Source organism: Corynebacterium sp. Marseille-P8863, assembly GCF_946902955.1.
GTDB classification, from domain to species: Bacteria; Actinomycetota; Actinomycetes; order Mycobacteriales; family Mycobacteriaceae; genus Corynebacterium; species Corynebacterium gottingense.
This window is the reverse complement of the sequence record NZ_CAMPQC010000006.1, coordinates 56,114-74,088: the sequence shown is the minus strand read 5'-3', so window position 1 is coordinate 74,088 and position 17,975 is coordinate 56,114. Positions and strand designations below refer to the sequence as shown.

At 61.4% G+C, this 17,975-nt stretch carries 19 protein-coding genes and 3 pseudogenes; 8 read left to right on the top strand and 14 right to left on the bottom strand.

The window, feature by feature from the left end:
- Positions 1-9: 9 nt before the first annotated feature.
- The 3 genes from OVO38_RS06110 to OVO38_RS06100 are packed head-to-tail and all read right to left on the bottom strand — an operon-like array spanning position 10 to position 3,819.
- Positions 10-852 carry a restriction endonuclease subunit S gene (locus OVO38_RS06110; protein WP_254048817.1) on the bottom strand — a complete coding sequence of 281 codons (843 nt, stop codon included), beginning with the start codon at positions 850-852 and terminating at the stop codon, positions 10-12.
- The gene (locus OVO38_RS06105) at positions 786-1,229 is read right to left on the bottom strand and encodes a hypothetical protein (RefSeq protein WP_267208027.1); all 444 of its coding nucleotides are present in this window, start codon (positions 1,227-1,229) and stop codon (positions 786-788) included. Before OVO38_RS06105 ends, OVO38_RS06110 begins: the two co-directional genes overlap by 67 nt.
- Positions 1,222-3,819 (bottom strand): type I restriction-modification system subunit M, encoded by a 2,598-nt coding sequence (locus OVO38_RS06100; RefSeq protein WP_267207996.1) that lies wholly within the window; start codon positions 3,817-3,819, stop codon positions 1,222-1,224. The genes OVO38_RS06105 and OVO38_RS06100 overlap by 8 nt, the downstream gene beginning before the upstream one ends.
- Here OVO38_RS06100 and OVO38_RS06095 point away from each other — a divergent pair.
- A pseudogene (locus tag OVO38_RS06095) lies at positions 3,770-4,135 on the top strand (AAA family ATPase); the annotation flags it as partial. The gene OVO38_RS06100 and the pseudogene OVO38_RS06095 overlap by 50 nt on opposite strands.
- On the opposite strand, the gene OVO38_RS06090 reads toward OVO38_RS06095, so the two are convergent.
- Positions 4,115-4,303: a hypothetical protein gene (locus OVO38_RS06090; RefSeq protein ID WP_254048819.1), complete on the bottom strand. Its 189-nt coding sequence runs from the start codon at positions 4,301-4,303 to the stop codon at positions 4,115-4,117. The pseudogene OVO38_RS06095 and the gene OVO38_RS06090 sit on opposite strands and share 21 nt — an antisense overlap.
- 28 nt (positions 4,304-4,331) lie before the next feature.
- Between OVO38_RS06090 and OVO38_RS06085 the strand changes: the two genes are divergently transcribed.
- Both OVO38_RS06085 and OVO38_RS06080 read left to right on the top strand, forming a co-directional pair.
- Complete coding sequence (locus OVO38_RS06085) at positions 4,332-4,856, top strand: hypothetical protein (protein ID WP_254048818.1); 525 nt, start codon at positions 4,332-4,334, stop codon at positions 4,854-4,856.
- A 22-nt stretch (positions 4,857-4,878) separates the two neighbouring features.
- Entirely contained in the window at positions 4,879-5,649 is a 771-nt protein-coding gene (locus OVO38_RS06080; RefSeq protein ID WP_095278997.1) for an alpha/beta fold hydrolase, read from the top strand.
- 286 nt (positions 5,650-5,935) lie between these two features.
- On the opposite strand, the gene OVO38_RS06075 is transcribed toward OVO38_RS06080, so the two are convergent.
- Positions 5,936-6,574 (bottom strand): 3-oxoacid CoA-transferase subunit B, encoded by a 639-nt coding sequence (locus OVO38_RS06075; protein WP_095278996.1) that lies wholly within the window; start codon positions 6,572-6,574, stop codon positions 5,936-5,938.
- Positions 6,575-7,318: a CoA transferase subunit A gene (locus OVO38_RS06070; protein WP_095278995.1), complete on the bottom strand. Its 744-nt coding sequence runs from the start codon at positions 7,316-7,318 to the stop codon at positions 6,575-6,577.
- A 151-nt stretch (positions 7,319-7,469) separates the two neighbouring features.
- Here OVO38_RS06070 and OVO38_RS06065 point away from each other — a divergent pair, with 151 nt between their 5' ends.
- The 3 genes from OVO38_RS06065 to OVO38_RS06055 are packed head-to-tail and all read left to right on the top strand — an operon-like array spanning position 7,470 to position 9,877.
- Positions 7,470-8,237, top strand: a complete 768-nt coding sequence (locus OVO38_RS06065; protein ID WP_095546245.1) for an IclR family transcriptional regulator domain-containing protein — start codon at positions 7,470-7,472, stop codon at positions 8,235-8,237.
- Between the two features lie 16 nt (positions 8,238-8,253).
- Positions 8,254-9,471: an acetyl-CoA C-acetyltransferase gene (locus OVO38_RS06060; protein WP_095278993.1), complete on the top strand. Its 1,218-nt coding sequence runs from the start codon at positions 8,254-8,256 to the stop codon at positions 9,469-9,471.
- 49 nt (positions 9,472-9,520) lie between these two features.
- Positions 9,521-9,877, top strand: coding sequence for a hypothetical protein (locus tag OVO38_RS06055; RefSeq protein WP_133065264.1), 357 nt, complete (start codon positions 9,521-9,523; stop codon positions 9,875-9,877).
- Between the two features lie 3 nt (positions 9,878-9,880).
- Here the strand turns inward: OVO38_RS06055 and OVO38_RS06050 are convergent, their stop codons facing one another.
- Entirely contained in the window at positions 9,881-11,485 is a 1,605-nt protein-coding gene (locus tag OVO38_RS06050) for a cation:proton antiporter (protein ID WP_095278991.1), read from the bottom strand.
- Positions 11,486-11,777: 292 nt separating this feature from the next.
- On the opposite strand from OVO38_RS06050, the gene OVO38_RS06045 reads away from it, so the two are divergent.
- Together OVO38_RS06045 and OVO38_RS06040 are read left to right on the top strand one after the other, a co-directional pair.
- A complete protein-coding gene (locus OVO38_RS06045; protein WP_233127020.1) occupies positions 11,778-11,981 on the top strand; it encodes a hypothetical protein in 204 nt (67 codons plus the stop codon).
- Between the two features lie 99 nt (positions 11,982-12,080).
- Positions 12,081-13,061: an ABC transporter substrate-binding protein gene (locus tag OVO38_RS06040; RefSeq protein ID WP_233127019.1), complete on the top strand. Its 981-nt coding sequence runs from the start codon at positions 12,081-12,083 to the stop codon at positions 13,059-13,061.
- Here OVO38_RS06040 and rplJ read toward each other — a convergent pair.
- The 7 genes and pseudogenes from rplJ to OVO38_RS06010 all read right to left on the bottom strand — a co-directional run.
- Positions 13,027-13,155 (bottom strand): annotated as a pseudogene (rplJ, locus tag OVO38_RS06035) (50S ribosomal protein L10); the annotation flags it as partial. The gene OVO38_RS06040 and the pseudogene rplJ overlap by 35 nt on opposite strands.
- Positions 13,156-13,438: 283 nt before the next feature.
- Positions 13,439-14,404, bottom strand: coding sequence for a serine hydrolase domain-containing protein (locus OVO38_RS06030; protein WP_095278987.1), 966 nt, complete (start codon positions 14,402-14,404; stop codon positions 13,439-13,441).
- A gap of 203 nt (positions 14,405-14,607) precedes the next feature.
- Positions 14,608-14,829 carry a hypothetical protein gene (locus OVO38_RS06025; RefSeq protein WP_095278986.1) on the bottom strand — a complete coding sequence of 74 codons (222 nt, stop codon included), beginning with the start codon at positions 14,827-14,829 and terminating at the stop codon, positions 14,608-14,610.
- A 34-nt stretch (positions 14,830-14,863) separates the two neighbouring features.
- Positions 14,864-14,947, bottom strand: a pseudogene (locus tag OVO38_RS12460) (colicin E3/pyocin S6 family cytotoxin); the annotation flags it as partial.
- 242 nt (positions 14,948-15,189) lie between these two features.
- On the bottom strand, positions 15,190-15,960 hold the full coding sequence (locus OVO38_RS06020; RefSeq protein WP_095278985.1) for an ABC transporter ATP-binding protein: 771 nt from the start codon (positions 15,958-15,960) through the stop codon (positions 15,190-15,192).
- Positions 15,957-16,952 (bottom strand): FecCD family ABC transporter permease, encoded by a 996-nt coding sequence (locus OVO38_RS06015; protein WP_095278984.1) that lies wholly within the window; start codon positions 16,950-16,952, stop codon positions 15,957-15,959. The genes OVO38_RS06020 and OVO38_RS06015 overlap by 4 nt, the downstream gene beginning before the upstream one ends.
- A complete protein-coding gene (locus tag OVO38_RS06010; protein WP_369801157.1) occupies positions 16,952-17,974 on the bottom strand; it encodes a FecCD family ABC transporter permease in 1,023 nt (340 codons plus the stop codon). Before OVO38_RS06010 ends, OVO38_RS06015 begins: the two co-directional genes overlap by 1 nt.
- Position 17,975 lies beyond the last annotated feature (1 nt).

The window sequence follows — 17,975 nt, the reverse complement described above, 5'->3', positions numbered from 1 at the left end:
GAGCGCTCCTTATACGAACATGCGCTGCAGCAGCGCAGTCTTCGCTTGGGTGAGTTGTGTGATGTAGCGGTGCTCAGCTGCAATAAGCGCATCGAGGTTGGTAAACACCTCGCCGATAGCACGCTGTTCTTCGAGGGTTGGCACTTGGATGCTAAGGGACAAGACATTCTCCTTCGTCAGTCCCTTAATAGACGTTCCTTGCGTTTGCGATGACATTTCCTCAAGCTCGGATTGGAGAAGCACACCCAAGAAAGTCAGGTCCCCCTGCAAACCGCTTAGATTCAAAAAATCTTGGCTTGCGCAGTAGTCCTCGTTCATAATGGCGACTTTTCCTACCCCTACTCGGGTCACAATGGCGATAGACCCACCCTTCACCAGAGAAGTCGCGGAAGAAGCAAGACCACGGCTGGAAATGAAATGTTTCGGAGTACAGCCAAAAACGGTGTGCTCTTTAACATCTGAGCTTTGAATCCAAGGTATAGATCCATTCCAGTGTTCATCTACGGTGCGCGATGGTGTTCCACCACCGATTGCTCTAGTGGCGATGTGTTTGACCTCGGTCGTTTCCCACGCCCCGCTGAACCCGCCGAGTCGCAGCTCCGGTTCATTGGCACCGTCTTGCGGGAACATACGCTGCAGCAGTGCTGTCTTGGTCTGCTGCAGGTTCGCGCGCTTGGCGCGGTGCTGCTCGATAAGCGCGTCGAGGTCAGTGAAGAGTCCACCAATGGCTTGCTGTTCTTCGAGGGAGGGCACGTGGATGTTAAGAGACACAACGTCTTCCTTCGTCACCCCCTTAATAGACGTTCCTTGAGTTTGCGATGAAATACTCTCAAGTTCACGTTTAAGGAGCACTCCCAAAAAGTCAGGTCGCCTTGCACATCACTGAGGTTCAAGAAATCCTGGCTTGAGCAGTAGTCCTCGGTCATAATGGCAACTTTTCCTACGGCTACTCGGGTGACGACGGCAAGAGCTTCCCCCTTCACCAAAGAAGTCGCGGAAGAAGCAAGGCCACGGCTCGATACAAAATGTTTCGGCGTACAGCCGAACACACTGTGCTCTTTAACGTCCGAGCTTTGAATCCAGGGGGTACCCCCGTCCCAGTAACCAGGTACGGCGCGGGAAGGCGTGCCACCACCTATTGCTCTAGCAGCGATGCACCCAACCTGGGTCGCTCCCCACTCGTCATCGAACCCAGCGAACCGCAGTGTTGGCGTGTTGTTCTTAGCCACGCAGACCACCGCCCAGCATCTGCTTCAACGCCTCCACAGCCTGCATGTCTGTATCCGAGCCGGTGAGCCGGTCCAGGGACGTTAGCAGGCTGCGCTCGGTAGTAGCAATCTGCGTATCCAACTCAGTTAGCGGCGTGGCGTACTTATCCTGTAAGTGCTGCACCTGGTCAGTGAGTCCACGCAGCGCCAACGTCGGTAGTAGTCCAAGCTGCACCATGAGCGCTGCGCCCCACTTGGCCGAGAGCACTTCGACGATCTGATTGTCAGTGAGGTTCTCAACAGTCTCGTGAGTCTTGGTCTCAAGCTCTTCGTTGGCCTTCTTGAGCTGCGACTTCACCTTAGTCAGGTGGTCAAGCAGCTGCTTTGCTTCGATCTGGATAGCCTCGATACTTCCCTCGGACCACTGCTCGCCCTTCGGAAGGGCTGGAAGAGCCTTGACCGCCTTATTGAGATCAGCCTTGCGGAAGCCAGTTTCGTTGGCGTTAAGCACATCCGCCAGATCAGTCTTGTCTTCTTCACTTAAGCCCTCGACAAGGGCTGTCAGCTCAGCGTCAACGCTGTCGCGCTTATCGGTGAGGTCACCTACCTGGTCGCGTAGCTCAGGCAGGTACAGGTCGCGGATGACTTCAAAGGTCGCAACACGGCCTTCCCAACCGGTCTGGACATAGACCTTCTTCTTGTCCTTGGTCTTCCACTCCATGACAGGGTCAAAGACACGCATTGCCTCCCAGCCCTCGGTCTGCAGGATCGTCAGGTCATTGGCAATGGTGAGCCACCGCTCATGCAGCAGCTGGTAGCCTTGGTATTCATTGACCAGCGGCACCGGGGCCAGACGCGCGAACAGATCAGCCTTGATCGCATCTTCGGCGGTGTTGACTGGGACAGCCATCGCGTTGTCGATAAGGTCTGTTTCCAGAGACTCCGAGAACCCATCTAGAGCCGCGTTCATCGTGTCTGCCAGTGCTCCGGCAGAGTCGTGTTCAAGGATAGCCTCGCGAATATCGGTGGTGCGGATGGTCGCATAACCGTTGACACCTTCCTCAAACAGCGTCTCACGCAGGCCCGGCAGCACACCCCAGTACTCAGCGAGACCGTCGATCTCGCTGATGGGGATACCGCCGTTGACAGTGGCGAAGAAGTCCACAGACTCCGGGGGCAGCGTTGCAGAGACGTAGCGCGGGATATTGAGGTTGTAGTCGTTGTCCCGGATCCCATCACGAGACACGACACGTGCGAAGTGCTCTACGTCGCGGCGTACATGGACAGTATCGACGATGCGCTCTATGTCACGGGCGCGTAGCAGGTTGTTCTTGCCATCCTTAATAAAGCCCTGAGATGCGTCGATAAACAGCACGTCATCATGACTGCGCTGTTTCTTGAGCACCATGATGATGGTCGGAATGCTGGTGCCGTAGAAAATCGAACTCGGCAGGCCAATGATGGTGTCAATGTTATTGGCCTCGATAAGGCGGGCGCGAATGGTTTCTTCCGCGCCGCCACGGAAGAGCACACCGTGCGGCAGAACAATGGTCATAATGCCGTCAGGCTTGATGTGGAACAGCTCATGGAGCAAGAATGCGTAATCAGCCTTGTTCTGCGGTGCCAGACCATACTGCGTAAAGCGTGGATCTGCGCCCATGCCCTCAGGCTTCCAACTCTGCGAATACGGAGGGTTCGACACAACAGCATCGACAAACAGCGGATCGTAGGTGTTTTCCGGGTCAGCCTCGTCGAACATTGGCCAGTCGTGTTCCAAGCTGTCTCCGTTGCGCGCGACGATGTTGTCTGCCTTGACACCCCGCATGACCAAGTTCATACGCGTGAGGTTAAAGGTGTTGTCCTTGAGTTCTTGAGCGTAATACTTGATTGCATCTGGATCGCCCATATGACGTGCGACAGCCTGGCCGATATTCAGCAGCAGTGAGCCAGAACCAGAGGTCGGGTCGTAGATGGTGATCGTGTCACGGCCCTGGGTGTGTGCTGCAACGATGCGACTCATCACCTCAGAGACCTCGTGCGGGGTGTAGAACTCACCGGCCTTTTTGCCCGAGTTAGCCGCAAACTTCGAGATCAAGTACTCGTAGATAAACCCAAGCACGTCATAGCCCTGAGCACCGCCAGTCGGGATGTCGTCAATAAGGTCCAGTAGGTCCTTAATCGCCTTAGTCTGCGATGTGGCGTTGCTACCCAGCTTCGACAGGCCTGTTTCCAGTGTGCGGAAGATGTCTTTGAACACGTGGGCACGGCTCGGCAGGAGAAGGCGGTCAAAAGCCGCAAGCGCATCACGGACATCAGCGACGTTGAAGTCACTGCCAGCAGCGCGCCACGTCGAGTGGAGGTTACTGTAAGAGATGAAATAGCCCAGACGGTTCTGTACGAACTCGACTGTCTCGGGGTCATCTTCGACGAGCACCTCGGCAAGCTCATCGGGTTCCACATCGTTGGCGTACATGAGCTGCTCAACCTGATCGGAGAGGAACTTATAGAAGATGAAGCCGAGAATGTAGTCCTTGTATTCCTGCGCCTCAATCTTGGAGCGCATGGTGTTCGCGGATTCCCAAATGCGCGATGCGAGTTGTCGTTTATCCATGGTGAATTACCTATTGGGCCCGACCCCCGGTACTCACGAGCGGATTTCCATCGTCACCGGCCCGCGTGGCATCGGAAGAACCGTCCTGCTCAACGAGTTCGAAGAAGCAGCACGACAACAATCTCGGCTCGTCATTTCAGAAACCACGACCGAACATTTCAATGAACGCATCCGCGATACTCTTATCCGGAAAATTCGAGAGGTAACCCCTGACAGCACACGCCTGAGCTTCGACTCAATTTCCGACCAAGCTCCGCCTCAGTCACTTCGCTCAGTGTTAGAGGAGTGCTTCTCCCTACTTGAGACGATTGACCAGAAAATGGGTAAACCACCAACTGGCATCCTCATTACTCTGGATGAGCTGCACTATGCGCACGTGCGCGACATCATCGAGTTCGGCACGACCATGCATCACATGATCCGCGAAGACCGCGAAATTGCCGTCGCGATGGCGGGCATCCCCGGCGCGGTGAAACCCTGTCACTTTTCTCCGACGCGCGAATCGTATCGAGATGGGGCTCGTGCCGCTGGACAGCGTCGCCAATGCGCTCAAGGCCCCCGCCCTCGAGGTGGGAATCGAATGGACCCCGGAGGCACTCGAACTCGGCACCGAGGCGACCGGGGGTTATCCGTTTATGATCCAACTCGTCGGGCAGCACGCGTTCCGCAACACAAGTGGCGGAATTATCGACGAATCCGCGGTACGTGCTGGTATTGAGACAGCGCGACGCAAACTCGGCGAGCTGGTTCATGAACCGTCGCTTGCTGATCTTTCAGATGTGGACCGCACATTCCTCACCGCCATGTCGAAAGACGATGGGCCGTCGCGGATGGCCGACATCGCCGAGCGGATGGGCGTTGATACGCAATACGCGGGCACGTATAGGAGGCGCCTCATTGACGCCGAGATGATCCGCCCAGCCGGCCGCGGTTTCGTGGATTACGAGCTGCCCTACATCCGGGAGTACCTCCGCGCGCATCCAGCGTCCGACGCAATGGAGCAGCTATCCTTTCCATCAGAAAACTACGACGCGTGATACAGACCATTAGACTGTCCGCATGACGATTCTGCACTCCGTTGATTTTGGCCCCCGCGACGCGCACCCGGTGGTGTTTCTCGGCTCCATCGCCTCCACCACCGACATGTGGCTGCCGCAGCTTGACTCACTGGCCAAAGACTTCCGCGTCATCGCCCTCGACCACCCCGGCCACGGGCTCTCCCCCGACCCGCAGGCCATGCCCGGCGAGACCACGATCAATGATCTGGCCAACAACGTCCTCGACACCCTCGACGCTCTCGGCGTGGACGAGTTCGACGTGGTCGGCCTTTCGCTCGGCGGCGCGATCGCGCAGTACCTCGCCGCCACCAGCGGCCGCGTGACCAAGGCAGTCTTCATGTGCACCGCCGCCAATTTCGGTGGCCCCGACACGTGGGCCCCGCGCGCCGAGGAAACACGCGCGGAGGGCATCGCGCCCCGGGTGCAGAGTGCCATCGAACTGTGGGTCACGCCCGAGTTTCGCCAGGAACGCCCGGCGCTTACTTACGCTCTCACCCGCATGATCGACTCCACCCGCGGTGAGGGATACGCCGTCGGCGCCGATGCGCTCGCAGGCTGGGACTACACAGAAGAACTGCGAAACATTACGGTGCCGGTCCTCACCATCTCCGGGGCCGTGGACCCCTCCACCCCTCCCGAGGTCGTCCACGCGATCGGGAAAATGGTCGGCGGCGAGTCGCAGTCCGTCACGCTCAGCGGCGGTGGGCACGTACCCACCGTCGAGGTGCCCGACGAGGTCACCCGCGCGATCCGCACCTTTATTACTGAGTAGACCAATGTAGGTCAATCCCCCGAAACACAGCTGCCACTAGTTGGTGTGGCGGCTGGCGGCCGCGATGGCCTGGAGAACAGTATTCGTCTCGTAGGTCAGGAAACGCTTCCAGAACTTCATTGCAATTCTCCTTTCTGTTTGCCTGTGGTTAACTTCGCGTTAACTTTAGGCAGTTTAGTTGGTTCGCGTCAAGTATTGACATGGATCAACTATCTAAGAATGCAAGAAACGCCCCGCTGTCCACGGACAATGTGGGCAGCGGGGCGCCAAGAAGCGAGGGGCGCGGCTACACGGCAACCTCGAACGGCGCCTCAGTGGCCTCGCGGACGGAATCAACTGTCTCGCCCGGGGCGACCTCGACGAGGGTCAGGCCGTTCTTCGGGTCAACCTTGAACACGGCGAGGTTGGTAATGATGAGGTCGACGCACTTCGCGCCGGTGAGCGGGAGGCGGCACTCCTCGAGCACCTTGGACGCACCCTTCTTGGTGGTGTGTTCCATGAGCAGGATGATCTCCTTCGCGCCGTGCACCAGGTCCATCGCGCCGCCCATCCCCTTGACCATCTTGCCCGGGATCATCCAGTTGGCCAGGTCGCCATACTGGGAGACCTCCATCGCGCCAAGGACCGCCACATCAATCGCGCGGGAGCGGATCATGCCGAAGGAGTCTGAGGAGGAGAAGAAGGAGCCGCCCGGCGCGACCGTAATGGTCTCCTTACCGGCGTTGATCAGCTCCGGGTCCACCTCGCCGTCCTGCGGGTACGCGCCCACGCCCAGGATGCCGTTCTCGGAGTGCAGGACCACCTCGAGCCCCTCGGGCAGGTAGCCCGGGATCAGCGTGGGCATGCCGATCCCAAGGTTGACGTACTGGCCGTCGCGCAGCTCCTTCGCCGCGCGCGCCGCCATTTCTTCGCGGTTCCAGCTCATTTACTTGCTCACCGTCCTAAACTCGATACCTGTTTCCTGCGGGCCGACCTCCACCACGCGGTCGACGTAGATGCCGGGCAGGTCCACATCCGCCGGCTCAATCGTGTCCACAACGTGCTCCGCCTGGACGATGGTGACCTTGCCGCAGGCGGCAACGTCGGGGTTAAAGTTGCGGGCCGTCTTATTGAAGACGAGGTTGCCGTAGCGGTCCGCGGTGTGCGCATGAACGAAGGCGAAGTCAGGGGTCAGCGCCTCCTCCAGCACGTACTGCTCGCCGCCGAACTCGCGGATCTCCTTCGGCGTGGAGTACTCGGCGATGGTGCCGTCCGGGTTGTAGCGCACCGGGATCTCGCCGTTGGCCAGCGGGGTACCCACCCCGGCCTTGGTGTAAAACGCAGGCACGCCCGCACCGCCGGCGCGCATGCGCTCAGCGAGCGTGCCCTGCGGGGTGAACTCGACGGTGAGCTCGCCCTCGAGGTACTGGCGCGCGTACTCCTTATTGGTGCCCAGGTAGGAGCCGATGGAGCGGGCGATCTTGCCGTCCTGCAGGAGGAGGCCCAGACCGAAGCCGTCGGTACCCAGGTTGTTCGAGATGATGGTCAATTCGCTCGCACCCTGCTTGCGCAGCGCGTCAATGAGCCGGGCAGGGATGCCGACGAGGCCAAAACCGCCAACGGCGATCGAGGCGCCGTCACCGATGTCGGCGACCGCCTCGTCGATGTTTGTCACAACTTTGTTCAGCATGGCTCCACCCTAGCGGGCGTTCGACTCCTGCACAAGGGTTCACAAAGCGAACGGTTTTGCGCTATCGTGGGGCGTGGCGCACATTAGAGTACGTAATGTGGCCGGCAACATGGCGTCGAAAAGCGCCCTTGACCTGTGCAAAGGAGATACGATGCAAGTCCAAACCGTACAGTCGCTGATCCGCGGCCTTGCGGTCATCCGCGCCTTCGACGCCGAGCACCCCCGCCGCAGCCTCGCACAGGTGGCCGATGCGACGGGGCTGGCGCGCGCAACCACGCGCCGGTTCCTGCACACGCTTATCGCCGAGGGCTACGCCGCCACCGACGGCGCCGAGTTCTGGCTCACACCGAAGATGCTCGAGCTGGGCTACGCGTACCTGTCCAGCCTGGGGCTGCCCACCATCGCGCAGCCACACCTCGAGGCGCTGTCGCGCACGCTCAACGAGTCCTGCTCGCTCTCCGTGCTCGACGGCACCGACGTGGTCTACGTCGCGCGCTCCGCGGCCCACCGCATCATGAGTGTGAACATCACCATCGGCACCCGCTTCCCGGCGCACGCCACCTCGATGGGCCGCGTCATGATGGCCGGGCTTGACGACGCCACCGTGGACCACTTCCTCGCCCGCCCGCTCGAGGCCATCACGCCATCCACCATCACGGACCCGGACACACTACGCGCCGCCCTGCGCAACATCCGCGACGCCGGGTGGTGCGTCGTTGACCAGGAGCTCGAGGCGGGGCTGCGCTCCATCGCCGCCCCGGTGCGCGACGCCACCGGCGCCACCGTCGCCGCCGTGAACGTCTCCACCCACGTGGCCGCCCACCCCTACGAGGAGCTCGTGGACTCCCTCCTACCCAAGCTCGTGGACACCGCGGACGCCATCACCCGCGACCTCGTGGCCACGCACGCCAACGCTTAACCCGAAAGGACCCCTCATGAACCAGCCCGAAATTGTCATCTGCCACCCCAAGCGCACCGCCGTGGGCCGCTACGGCGGAGCCTTCGTCGGCGTGCCCGTCCAGGACCTCGCCACCGCCGTGGTCACCGCCGTGATCAAGGAGTCCGGCATCGACGGCTCGCTCATTGACGACATCATTCTCGGCCAGGCCTCCCCCAACGGCGCAGCGCCCGCCCTGGGCCGCGTTGTCGCGCTCGACGCCGAACTTGGCGTGAACGTGCCCGGCATGCAGCTGGATCGCCGTTGCGGCTCGGGCCTGCAAGCAGTGGCCACCGCCGCCGCCCACGTCGCCTCCGGCGCGGCCGACTTGATCATCGCCGGCGGCGCCGAGTCCATGTCCAACACCGAGTACACGGTGGACGGCAAGATCCGCTGGGGCGCCAAGGGCGGCACCATGGAGCTCACCGACCGCCTGCAGGAGGGCCGCGAGAAGGCCGGCGGCAAGCACCACCCGATCCCGGGCGGCATGATCGAGACCGCCGAGAACGTCCGCGAGGAGTACTCCATCGCCCGCCAGCGCCAGGACCAGCTGGCCGTCAACTCGCACCAGCGCGCCGCCGCCGCGCAGGAGGCTGGCCACTTCGACGAGGAAATCGTCCCCGTCTCCGTGCCGCAGCGCAAGGGCGACCCGATCATCGTGGACAAGGACGAGCACATCCGCCCGAACGCCTCCATGGAGTCCCTGGCCAAGCTGCGCCCCGTCATGGGCAAAACGCTTGAGCGCGCCACCGTCACCGCCGGCAACGCCTCCGGCCAAAACGACGGCGCGGCTGCCATGATCGTGACCACCCGAGAAAAGGCCGAGGAGCTGGGGCTCACCCCGTCCGTCGTCCTGCGCGGCTGGGCCGTCGCCGGCGTGCCGCCGGAGACCATGTGCATCGGCCCGGTTGCCGCCACTGAAAAACTCTTCGACCGCCTCGAGTTGTCCTTCGACGACATCGATCTCATCGAGCTCAACGAGGCCTTCGCCGCGCAGGCCCTCGCCGTCCTGGATGCCTGGGGCATTTCTGAGGACGACCCGCGCGTCAACCCGGTCGGCTCCGGCATCTCGCTCGGCCACCCGGTGGGCGCCACCGGCGCCCGCATGCTAGTCACCGCCGCGCACGAGCTGCAGCGCACCGACGCCTCACGTGCCCTGGTGACTATGTGCATCGGCGGCGGCCAGGGCCTCGCCGCGGTGATTGAGAAGGTGTAGGGCCCGACGCCAGTTGCCACACCGGGGATCCCCCGGGATACTCGGTGGCATGAAGAAGTCCCACATGGATCTCCTGATCGGCATCGCGCTCATCGTCGTCGCCGGCCTCGCGGTCGCGTTCCTGTCCGGATCGACCGGCGCATTCACCGCGATCATCGGCGCTGTCGCCGGCGCCGTCTTCATTATCAAGGCCATGCAGGCTAACGACGACGCACCGCACCCACCCGCCGGACAGCCCGACCCGCTCGAGCTGAACAACTCCAGCCCGGCGCAAGAGACCAGCGGCTCGGGACTCGGCGCGGGTCTGGCCGGGGAATACGACTGGGACGCGCACTACCAGCGCGAATTCGGCCAGCAGGACGGCAAGCCGGACGATACACAGGGCGGCAGCAGCCAGTACCGCTAGGCGCTACTTCTTCGCCTCGCGGTAGACCTCGCGCGGGCTCATCAGCGCGTTGCGACGCCCCGCCACAATGAGCCGGTCCAGGTCCGCGCGCACCGCGTCCACGTCCGCAGGGTTGTACTTGCGCTCGCGGCGAGCGCGCTGCAGCTCCTGGCTCGCCGCGGCGAGCGCGATCTGCTGCATGTCCGCAGCAGCCAGGCGGACCTGCTGGAACTTCTGCTTGCGGTCCTCCGCCGTCTCCGGGTCCTCCTCCTCGTGGCTCTGCGAGAGTTTGTCCAGCCACTGCTGCACGATCTCGAAGGACTCCGGGGCGAGCTCCGGGCCGTGCTTCTGCACCGACCGTCGCGCCGCCGCGTAGGCGCGCTTGTTCAGCTCCGCCTTCGCGCGGTCGCCGGCCGGGTCCGGGCCGGACTCCATGTCCAGCTTGCTCACCAGCCACGGCAGTGACAGGCCCGGAAGCACCATTGTGCACATCAGGACGGTCAGGGCGATGACGTCGAACTCGTGGTGGTACTGCGTGACCCCCAGCGGCACTGACAGCACCAGGGCCAGCGTGACCAGGCCTCGCATGCCCGACCACGCCATAAGCAGAACCTCCTGCATGCGCAGCGGGGCGACATTGGTGCGCTTCTGTTTCTGGTTGATCCCGCACAGCACCCACATCCACATCAGGCGGACCAGGAACGCGACGACGGAGAGCGCCACGCCGATGCCCACGGCGTGCCAGAGGACGGTGCCGGCGGCGTCGATAGCATCGCGCACGCTCATGCCGATCAGGCCGAAGGCGACGCCGGTGAACAGCATCTCCACAGTGGACCAGAACGAGGAGCCGGACAGGCGGTCCTCCGCGGTCAGGGGCGCGCGCGAGGACATCTCCACCGCCGCGATGACGATGGCGATCACACCGGAGGCCTCGACCTCCTCGGCGATGATGTAGATGAAGAACGGGAGCACCCAGGTGAACGCGGTGCGGATCACGGAGTCCGGCACGGAGTTCACAAACAGGGCCGCGAGCCTACCGACGATCAGCCCGATGACGACCGCGACCGCCGCCGCGTAGAGAAACTTCAGCAGGCCGTGACCGAAGTCGATCTGGTTATCCGCCACGAGCGCTGCGACGGCGAGGTTGAAAGTGACGATCGACGCGGCGTCGTTAAACAGCCCCTCCGTTTGCAGCGTGCCGGTGATGCGTTTCGGGATGCCGGCGGGCCCGGCCACCGCCTCCACCGCGACCGGGTCGGGCGGGGCGATTGCCGCGGCGAGCACCACCGCGGCCGCGAGACTGATGCCGGGCAGGAGCCACATGGCGGTGGCGGTAAGCGCCGCGGTGGTGAGGAAGACGAGGATCACCGACATGGTGACCACCACGTTGAGCTGCGAGCGGATCATGCCCCAGCTGGTGTGGCGCGCGAGCGACCAGAGCAGCGGCGGCAGGAAGATGGGGAGGATGATTTCCGCCGGGATTGTCACCACCGGCACGCCGGGGATGAAGATGGCGGCCGCCACGACGATGGTGAGCAGCGCCGGCCAGGGCAGGCCGGTGCGCTCGCCTACGGCGGCGACGAGCACGGTTGCGAACAGCAGGGCGATAACGGCAATCAGGACTTCCACAGTCCTGATAGTAGTGGGCGCTCGCCGGAGGTGTTCGCGGAACTAGATGGGCTCTAGTGCCCGCGCGCCTGGTTCAGCGCCTCGCCGTCCTCGGTGTAGACCCGAACAGCAATAATTCATACAGCCGGGCTGCTACAGTCGGGTCGGCACCGGTGACGGTGGCGGTACCAAACTCGGAACGGGGCAGTACCGAGTCTTCACCGAGTCTTCGGAACACCGGTACCAAAACCCACAGCCGGCACGCCCGTACGCGCTGCTCGCGCACAACAGCTCGACGGAGTTCGGTACTGACGTGGCTGCTGCCCTCGACCGACCGGTCTCGTCAATTGCGACGAAGTCCGTCATCACGGTGAGCGTCAACGACGACCTCGGCCGCATCTCGGCTGTTCTTGCAGACAAGCACCTGAGAAAGGCCCCCTTCGTTGGCATCATCAATCGCTCCGACATCAACCGCTACCTCGTCTCGACGTTTGTCGCTCCCGTCCCGAGTGCATAGACAGGGATTGCCCGTGAGGTAAGGCATGCCTTAAAATGCATCCTTTAGGTTAGGCAGGCCTAACTGGACATTCTTCATTTACCTACGGAAGGTGCAACCTTGGCACTCTTTACCTCTCGCCCCTTCAAGGCAATCGCCGCCACTGTCACCGCGGCATTCATGCTTGCCAGCTGCTCGAGCGAAGCAAGCAGCCCAACAGCCGCTCCCGAAGCTTCCGATGCCAACGGGTCAGACGAGCGCATCGTGGCACTGGGTCTTGGCGACGTCGATACGCTCCTTGCCCTGGGCGAGCAACCAGTTGGTTACGCCACCTGGGAGCAAGAGGGCTCGGGCGATCCCTCCGGACTTGGACCGTGGGCCAAGGACAAGCTCACGGTCAACCCGAACCCAATCCGTGATACCACCACCGAATTCAGCACCGACACTGCGGAAAAGGTGGCGTCGCTCAACCCGACACAAATCATTGCAGTAAACAGCGGTCTCGAGGACGACAAGAAGGCACTGCTCGAGCAGATCGCGCCAACCACCTTCCACTCGGACGAGTACCAGGATTGGCAGGTCCCTTGGGATGCACAGGTCAAGGAGATCTCCAAGGCCGTAGACAAGGAAGACGAAGGCCAAAAGCTTATCGACGACGCCGAGCAGGCATTCGAAGACTTCCGCGAAGCACACCCAGAGCTGCAGGGGAAGACAGCGGTCATCGGCATGCCTTACGACGGGAAGTTCGGCGTGTACACCGCTGGCGACGGCCGCGGCTCCTTCATCGAAAAACTGGGCTTCAAGATCCCGGAGAAGTTCAACGGTGATGGCTCCAGCTTCTTCCTCGACTGGTCGCCCGAGAACTACGCAGATTTCAACGACGTGGACTACCTCTTCGTGTTGGACCACTACGGCGCGATCGATGCGCTGAAGAACGACGAGAACTTCATAGACCTTGACGTCAACAAGCGTGGCGGGCTCTACTGGCTCGACACCGACACGGCCAACGCAATGAGCATGCCCAACCCCCTCACTATCCCGTACGCAATCGAGCAAATCGACGAGCGAGCTCCCCACGCAGTTCCTGCAGCTGACCAATAGTCAGGCCACGGTACTCGGTGAGGAAGATGGAGCTAGAGTCCTTAAACTTGTTCTTCAAGGCAGCAAGCTCAGCAACATTCTTCGGGTTTACCATGGCACACGCCTCCTGCCCATTACTTCATGTCTTGTCCGCCCGGGACAATAAAAAATTGCCCCGCGCGGAAGCACGAGGCAGTGCGCATATTGCGCGAAGGGTGCCACGTTTCTCCTGCGTGGGCCGATCCCTGGGTGGGATCCTTCGACCTAACCGGATTATCTCCAGTCAAGTGACCGACGGTCTTCGGTGAAACTTGAGCTCGGCCCCCCCCTTGTGCGGGCCGTTCAAACTTCGATGATGAGCTTTAGTGCAGGGTATCGTGCGGCACCAAATCGCGGCCTCACTTCTTCTTAGCAGGGTCCTCCAGCTCGAGAAGTTCGAACGCGAACGATTCAATGTCCGTATACGAGTCAGCTACGACAAACGACGCTCGCTGTTTGTCCGTGTCGAGCAACAGCATGGACGAGAACCCGAACGTTCCGCCGTTATGCCAGTACAGCCCGGTACCTGCGATGTTGTTCCAAGTGAAACGGAAGTTATCCCGCTCGAGCGCGTGTGCGGCGTATCGAGCCATGTCGGTAGTTGTGGATCGCACTCCACCGGAAGGAGCCGTGCCGTCCATCTCCCATGCCTGGACGCGCCAGCCAAGCCAGGACACCCCTCGTGGCTTATCCGGCGCCACAGTGCCGGGCAGTGCCACGTAGGTCTCCCCCATTCCTAGTGGGTTGAGGACGCGCTGCTTGATCAGCCCGGGGTAATTAGTTCCCGCACTTTCAGCCAGCAGAAGCCCAAGCAGGTCATGGCCGAGGTTTGAATAATTTTCGGTGCCACGTCCTTCCACCTGTGCTGCCACCGCTTGGTCGACAACATCGTCAACCGTGATGCCCACGTCTGGATTAAGGCCCAGAACTGCCCTGACCTTGTTGCTCAGTTTTTGCTTTCCCGTTCGCGGCAAGCCCGAAGTGTGGTTGGCTAGTTCTTCCAGCGTCACCGGCGACACTGGGGTACCGCTTACCCGCTCCCCAAACACTTCCTCCACCGTCGTGCCGGGCGTAGCCTCACCCAGTTCGATCGCTTGCTCCAAAAGATCGGCGTTGAATGTCTTCGTAACTGACCCGATCTCGAATTCGGTGTGCTCGTCCGCGCCGAGTCCAGCGAAAAGAGCCTTCCCGTCTTCGAAGACAAAAGTCGCAATATTGTGAAGCGGGTAGGCGTTGTCACCCGCTTCCGCGACCAACGCCGCGAGCACACCCGCCAAACGCCGATCGCCTGTTTGGACCTGGGAGAGAGCGACACGCTTCAGCATGCCAACCAGTTATACCGGCGCTGCTCGCGTTTTACAGCAGACAATCTTTCTCTGTCTTAGGCTTCCCGTCAGCCGTCGACTTTCTACTGTCGGCCGTGCCTCGGTGCCTCTTACTCGCCGCGCAGTCACGCTTTTCCACTTAACCGAAAAATGTCTCGTACAGCTGCAAGAGACATCGAGAAGTCACGAAACCTTGTTTCTTCTTATGAGGTCTGCCGCTGGGCCCGGCGGTGGTCGAGGATCTCCTGCAGGGCGGAACCGTCCCTCGCCCATCGTGCGTATTCCTCTGACGTGAAACCAAGGAAGGCATCGAGTGAAAGGTTCTCGCTCCTTGAAACATCGTCGTGCCATGCATCGACCCAGTCGTCGACATCGTCCGGGCGCGCATCCTCATCGAGACACGTGTCCACATACGTCTTGATCATCGATCCTCCTCCCTTTCACAGCCGGTCCAATGAGTTACCCTGAAACCACGTCGAACACTCCAACGTGCTTTCCTTGCAGGTGATAGCTCTCAATATGACCATGCAAGGGGTCATACTCGAAATTACGCTTGGCTTTCCGATCCCTTCAACGAGGTGCGCCACGCCCGCGGGTTTTTCCAAACTGTCGACAAGGCTCTTCCTCGGTCGATGAATATAACTAGCGGCCACAACGCTCCCCTTTCCATTTGCATGATTAGAGGGTTAAGTAGCAAAAAGTGTGTCTGAATCTCAGCATTATTGCTGATCATGCTGGGTAAATCGGGCAAATACAGCTCTAAGCTGCAAAGATTGTCTTGGCGTCTACCAAGGGACGACCAGTGGGCCACCGCTCACTGGGTCTGACGCCACGACCGCGGGGAGATCAAAAACGCGGCTCAGCAAAGACTCCGTGACCACCTCGGCAGGCGCACCGACCGCACGAACCTCGCCGCGCTGCATCACGATCAGCTGATCTGAGTAGCGTGCGGCGAGGTTCAAATCATGCAACACCATGAGCACAGTTCGCCCCTCCTGATCAGCGAGGCGACGTACAAGCGACAAGACCTCGACGGAGTGAGACAAATCGAGGTACGTCGTCGGCTCGTCCAAAAATACAAGCGGAGTGTCCTGCGCTAAGACCATCGCGATCCAGGCGCGCTGGCGCTGTCCGCCAGAAAGCCGTTCGAGTGGACGTTCTGCAAACTCCGCAATATTGGTCAGCTCCATCACTGCATCGACCGCATGCGCATCCTCCGCAGAGGCCTGCCGTAGCCACGACTGATGCGGGTGACGCCCGCGACTGACTAAGTCACGGACCGTGAGTCCTTCGGGTGCGACAGGTGCCTGTGGCAATACTGCAAGCTGTCGCGCAATCTCGCGGCGCTTCAGTTTCGCCGTGTCCACGCCGTTGATCGTTACCGTGCCACCATCGCGCGCAATAAGCCCAGCGGTAGCTCGCAACAGCGTTGACTTGCCGCAACCGTTCGGGCCGATGATCGTGGTGACGCCGCCCTGAGGCACGTCGAGATCAATGCCATCAACGATGACGGTAGCGCCATAACTCACCTTGAGATTTCGAACTTGAAGCATCATACGGACACCTTTCGTGTTGCACGTAGCAGCGTGTAGAGCAGCGCTGTGCCACCAATCGCAGTTGTAGCTATACCTACCGGCAGGTTCCCGGGCACCAGGGTGCGCACTGCTAAGTCAGCGCCGGACACGATCGCCGCACCGACGAGCATCGCGGTGCCTAAAGTTGGCGTTGCTGCGTGTGTGATCTTGCGTCCGATCTGTGGCGCGACAAACGCCACGAAGGCTATCGGCCCGGACGCCGCGACGGCCGTCGATGCCAGCACGACAGCCATGAGCATGAGGATGAGTTGCATTTTCCGGAGCTCCACCCCGAGGCCAGCAGCCGTATCCTCCCCGAGCGAGAGCGCCTGAAGATTGAAGGCTGCCCACCGCAAGAACGGAACGACGACTGCCAGCGCAATAAGTACGGCGAGTGCATCGCGCCAGTTCGAAGACCCCACCGAACCGGTGATCCACGCCTGCGCTTTGCCCACATCGCGATAGTCGGCGCGAACGAGCAGGAACGAGGTATATGCCATCGTCAGCGCATTGATGATGATCCCGGCGAAGACAAGTTGGAAAGACCCGAGACCCGCGCCACGGCTCAGCCACCAGATTGCCGCAGACACTGCCAATCCACCGAGGAACGCACTGAGCGGGACCCCCAGAAGATGCAGCAGCATTCCGGAGCTTCCACCAGCAAGTAACGCAGTCAACGCGAAAGCGGAGGCACCCGAGGTGACGCCCAGAATGTCTGGGCTCGCCAATGGATTCCTCGTGATGGTCTGGAAGATCGCCCCCGCAAAACCCAGCGCAGCTCCTACTCCCAAAGCTGTCACTACCCGCGGCAGACGCCACTCAATAATCACCGTACGAGCCAATTCCGTGGTTTGGCCCATGAGCGCAGAAACAATATCCCGGACCGTAAGCTCGAAGTCTCCGACCATGACACCCCCGAGGGCCGCGGCGAGAGCCAACACCGCAAGGACACCATTCGTCACGAAAACCCGCATCACAGTTTCGCCCCTTTACGCAAGAGGTACAGGGCGAACGGGGCGCCAACAAAGGCGAGCGTGATACCCACCTGCAATTCGCCGGGCCGTGCGATGACGCGGCCAATGACGTCGGCAAGCAAGAGTAGCGAGGCCCCAGCCAGCGCGGAGCAGGGCAGCACCCAGCGGTAATCGGGCCCGGTGAAGGCGCGCACAAGGTGCGGAACAACCAGGCCAACGAACCCGATTGGGCCCGCCCCAGCCACCGCGGCGCCAGTAAGCAATGCAACCAGGACGATGCCCACGGCACGCGCGATGGGGACGCTCACCCCAAGTCCACTTGCCACGTCGTCTCCCAAGTTCAAGAGGTTCACCCGATTGGCTGTGGCAAAGGCCCCCACAAGCCCGAGGAGAATCACCGGGGCGAGCACCGCAACCACCTGCATGTCGCGCCCAGCGATAGCACCCGCTGTCCAAAACCGCATCTCGTTGAGGCTTTGCGTATTCGTCAGCACGATGCCACTGGTAAGCGCACTACAGACCGCGCCCAGCGCAGAACCACCGAGCACGACCATGATTGGGGTAGATCCCAGGCTCCTCATGCTAAGCGCGAACACGAGCGCCACCGCGAGTATTGCGCCGAGGAAGCCCACCCCAACAGTGCCCAACACCGTCATGGAGCCGTGAAAGGAAATAGCTGCCGCCACTGCGAGCGCCGCACCTGGCCCTACGCCCAGCAGGTTTGTGTCTGCGAGCGGGTTTCGGGTGTGGCCCTGCAGCAGCGCCCCCGCTGTACCTAGCGCTGCCCCTACCAACAGGCCGAGCAGGGTGCGCGGAACTCGAAGTTGTGCAATGATCTTCGCCTCGTCGCTGGCCGCCTCGAGTTGTTCGGCGCCTCCCGAGAACGCCAGCGTGATTCCGTCGCGAACCGCGCTCACCGTTGCCGCGAACCCCATTTCGCGCGCCCCGAACAGAAGCGACACTAATGCTGCGCACACGGTGAAAGCCGCAAGGAAAGCGACAAGCCCTACACGTTTATCCACG

Bases quoted from the DNA above. Each gene is read 5' to 3' on its own strand.
- OVO38_RS06080 (WP_095278997.1), top strand. From the start codon at position 4,879: ATGACGATTCTGCACTCCGTTGATTTTGGCCCCCGCGACGCGCACCCG.
- OVO38_RS06020 (WP_095278985.1), bottom strand. From the start codon at position 15,960: ATGATGCTTCAAGTTCGAAATCTCAAGGTGAGTTATGGCGCTACCGTC.
- OVO38_RS06075 (WP_095278996.1), bottom strand. From the start codon at position 6,574: ATGAGCTGGAACCGCGAAGAAATGGCGGCGCGCGCGGCGAAGGAGCTG.
- OVO38_RS06065 (WP_095546245.1), top strand. From the start codon at position 7,470: ATGCAAGTCCAAACCGTACAGTCGCTGATCCGCGGCCTTGCGGTCATC.
- OVO38_RS06055 (WP_133065264.1), top strand. From the start codon at position 9,521: ATGAAGAAGTCCCACATGGATCTCCTGATCGGCATCGCGCTCATCGTC.
- OVO38_RS06085 (WP_254048818.1), top strand. From the start codon at position 4,332: ATGGGGCTCGTGCCGCTGGACAGCGTCGCCAATGCGCTCAAGGCCCCC.
- OVO38_RS06030 (WP_095278987.1), bottom strand. From the start codon at position 14,404: ATGCTGAAGCGTGTCGCTCTCTCCCAGGTCCAAACAGGCGATCGGCGT.
- OVO38_RS06015 (WP_095278984.1), bottom strand. From the start codon at position 16,952: ATGCGGGTTTTCGTGACGAATGGTGTCCTTGCGGTGTTGGCTCTCGCC.
- OVO38_RS06025 (WP_095278986.1), bottom strand. From the start codon at position 14,829: ATGATCAAGACGTATGTGGACACGTGTCTCGATGAGGATGCGCGCCCG.
- OVO38_RS06070 (WP_095278995.1), bottom strand. From the start codon at position 7,318: ATGCTGAACAAAGTTGTGACAAACATCGACGAGGCGGTCGCCGACATC.
- OVO38_RS06060 (WP_095278993.1), top strand. From the start codon at position 8,254: ATGAACCAGCCCGAAATTGTCATCTGCCACCCCAAGCGCACCGCCGTG.
- OVO38_RS06100 (WP_267207996.1), bottom strand. From the start codon at position 3,819: ATGGATAAACGACAACTCGCATCGCGCATTTGGGAATCCGCGAACACC.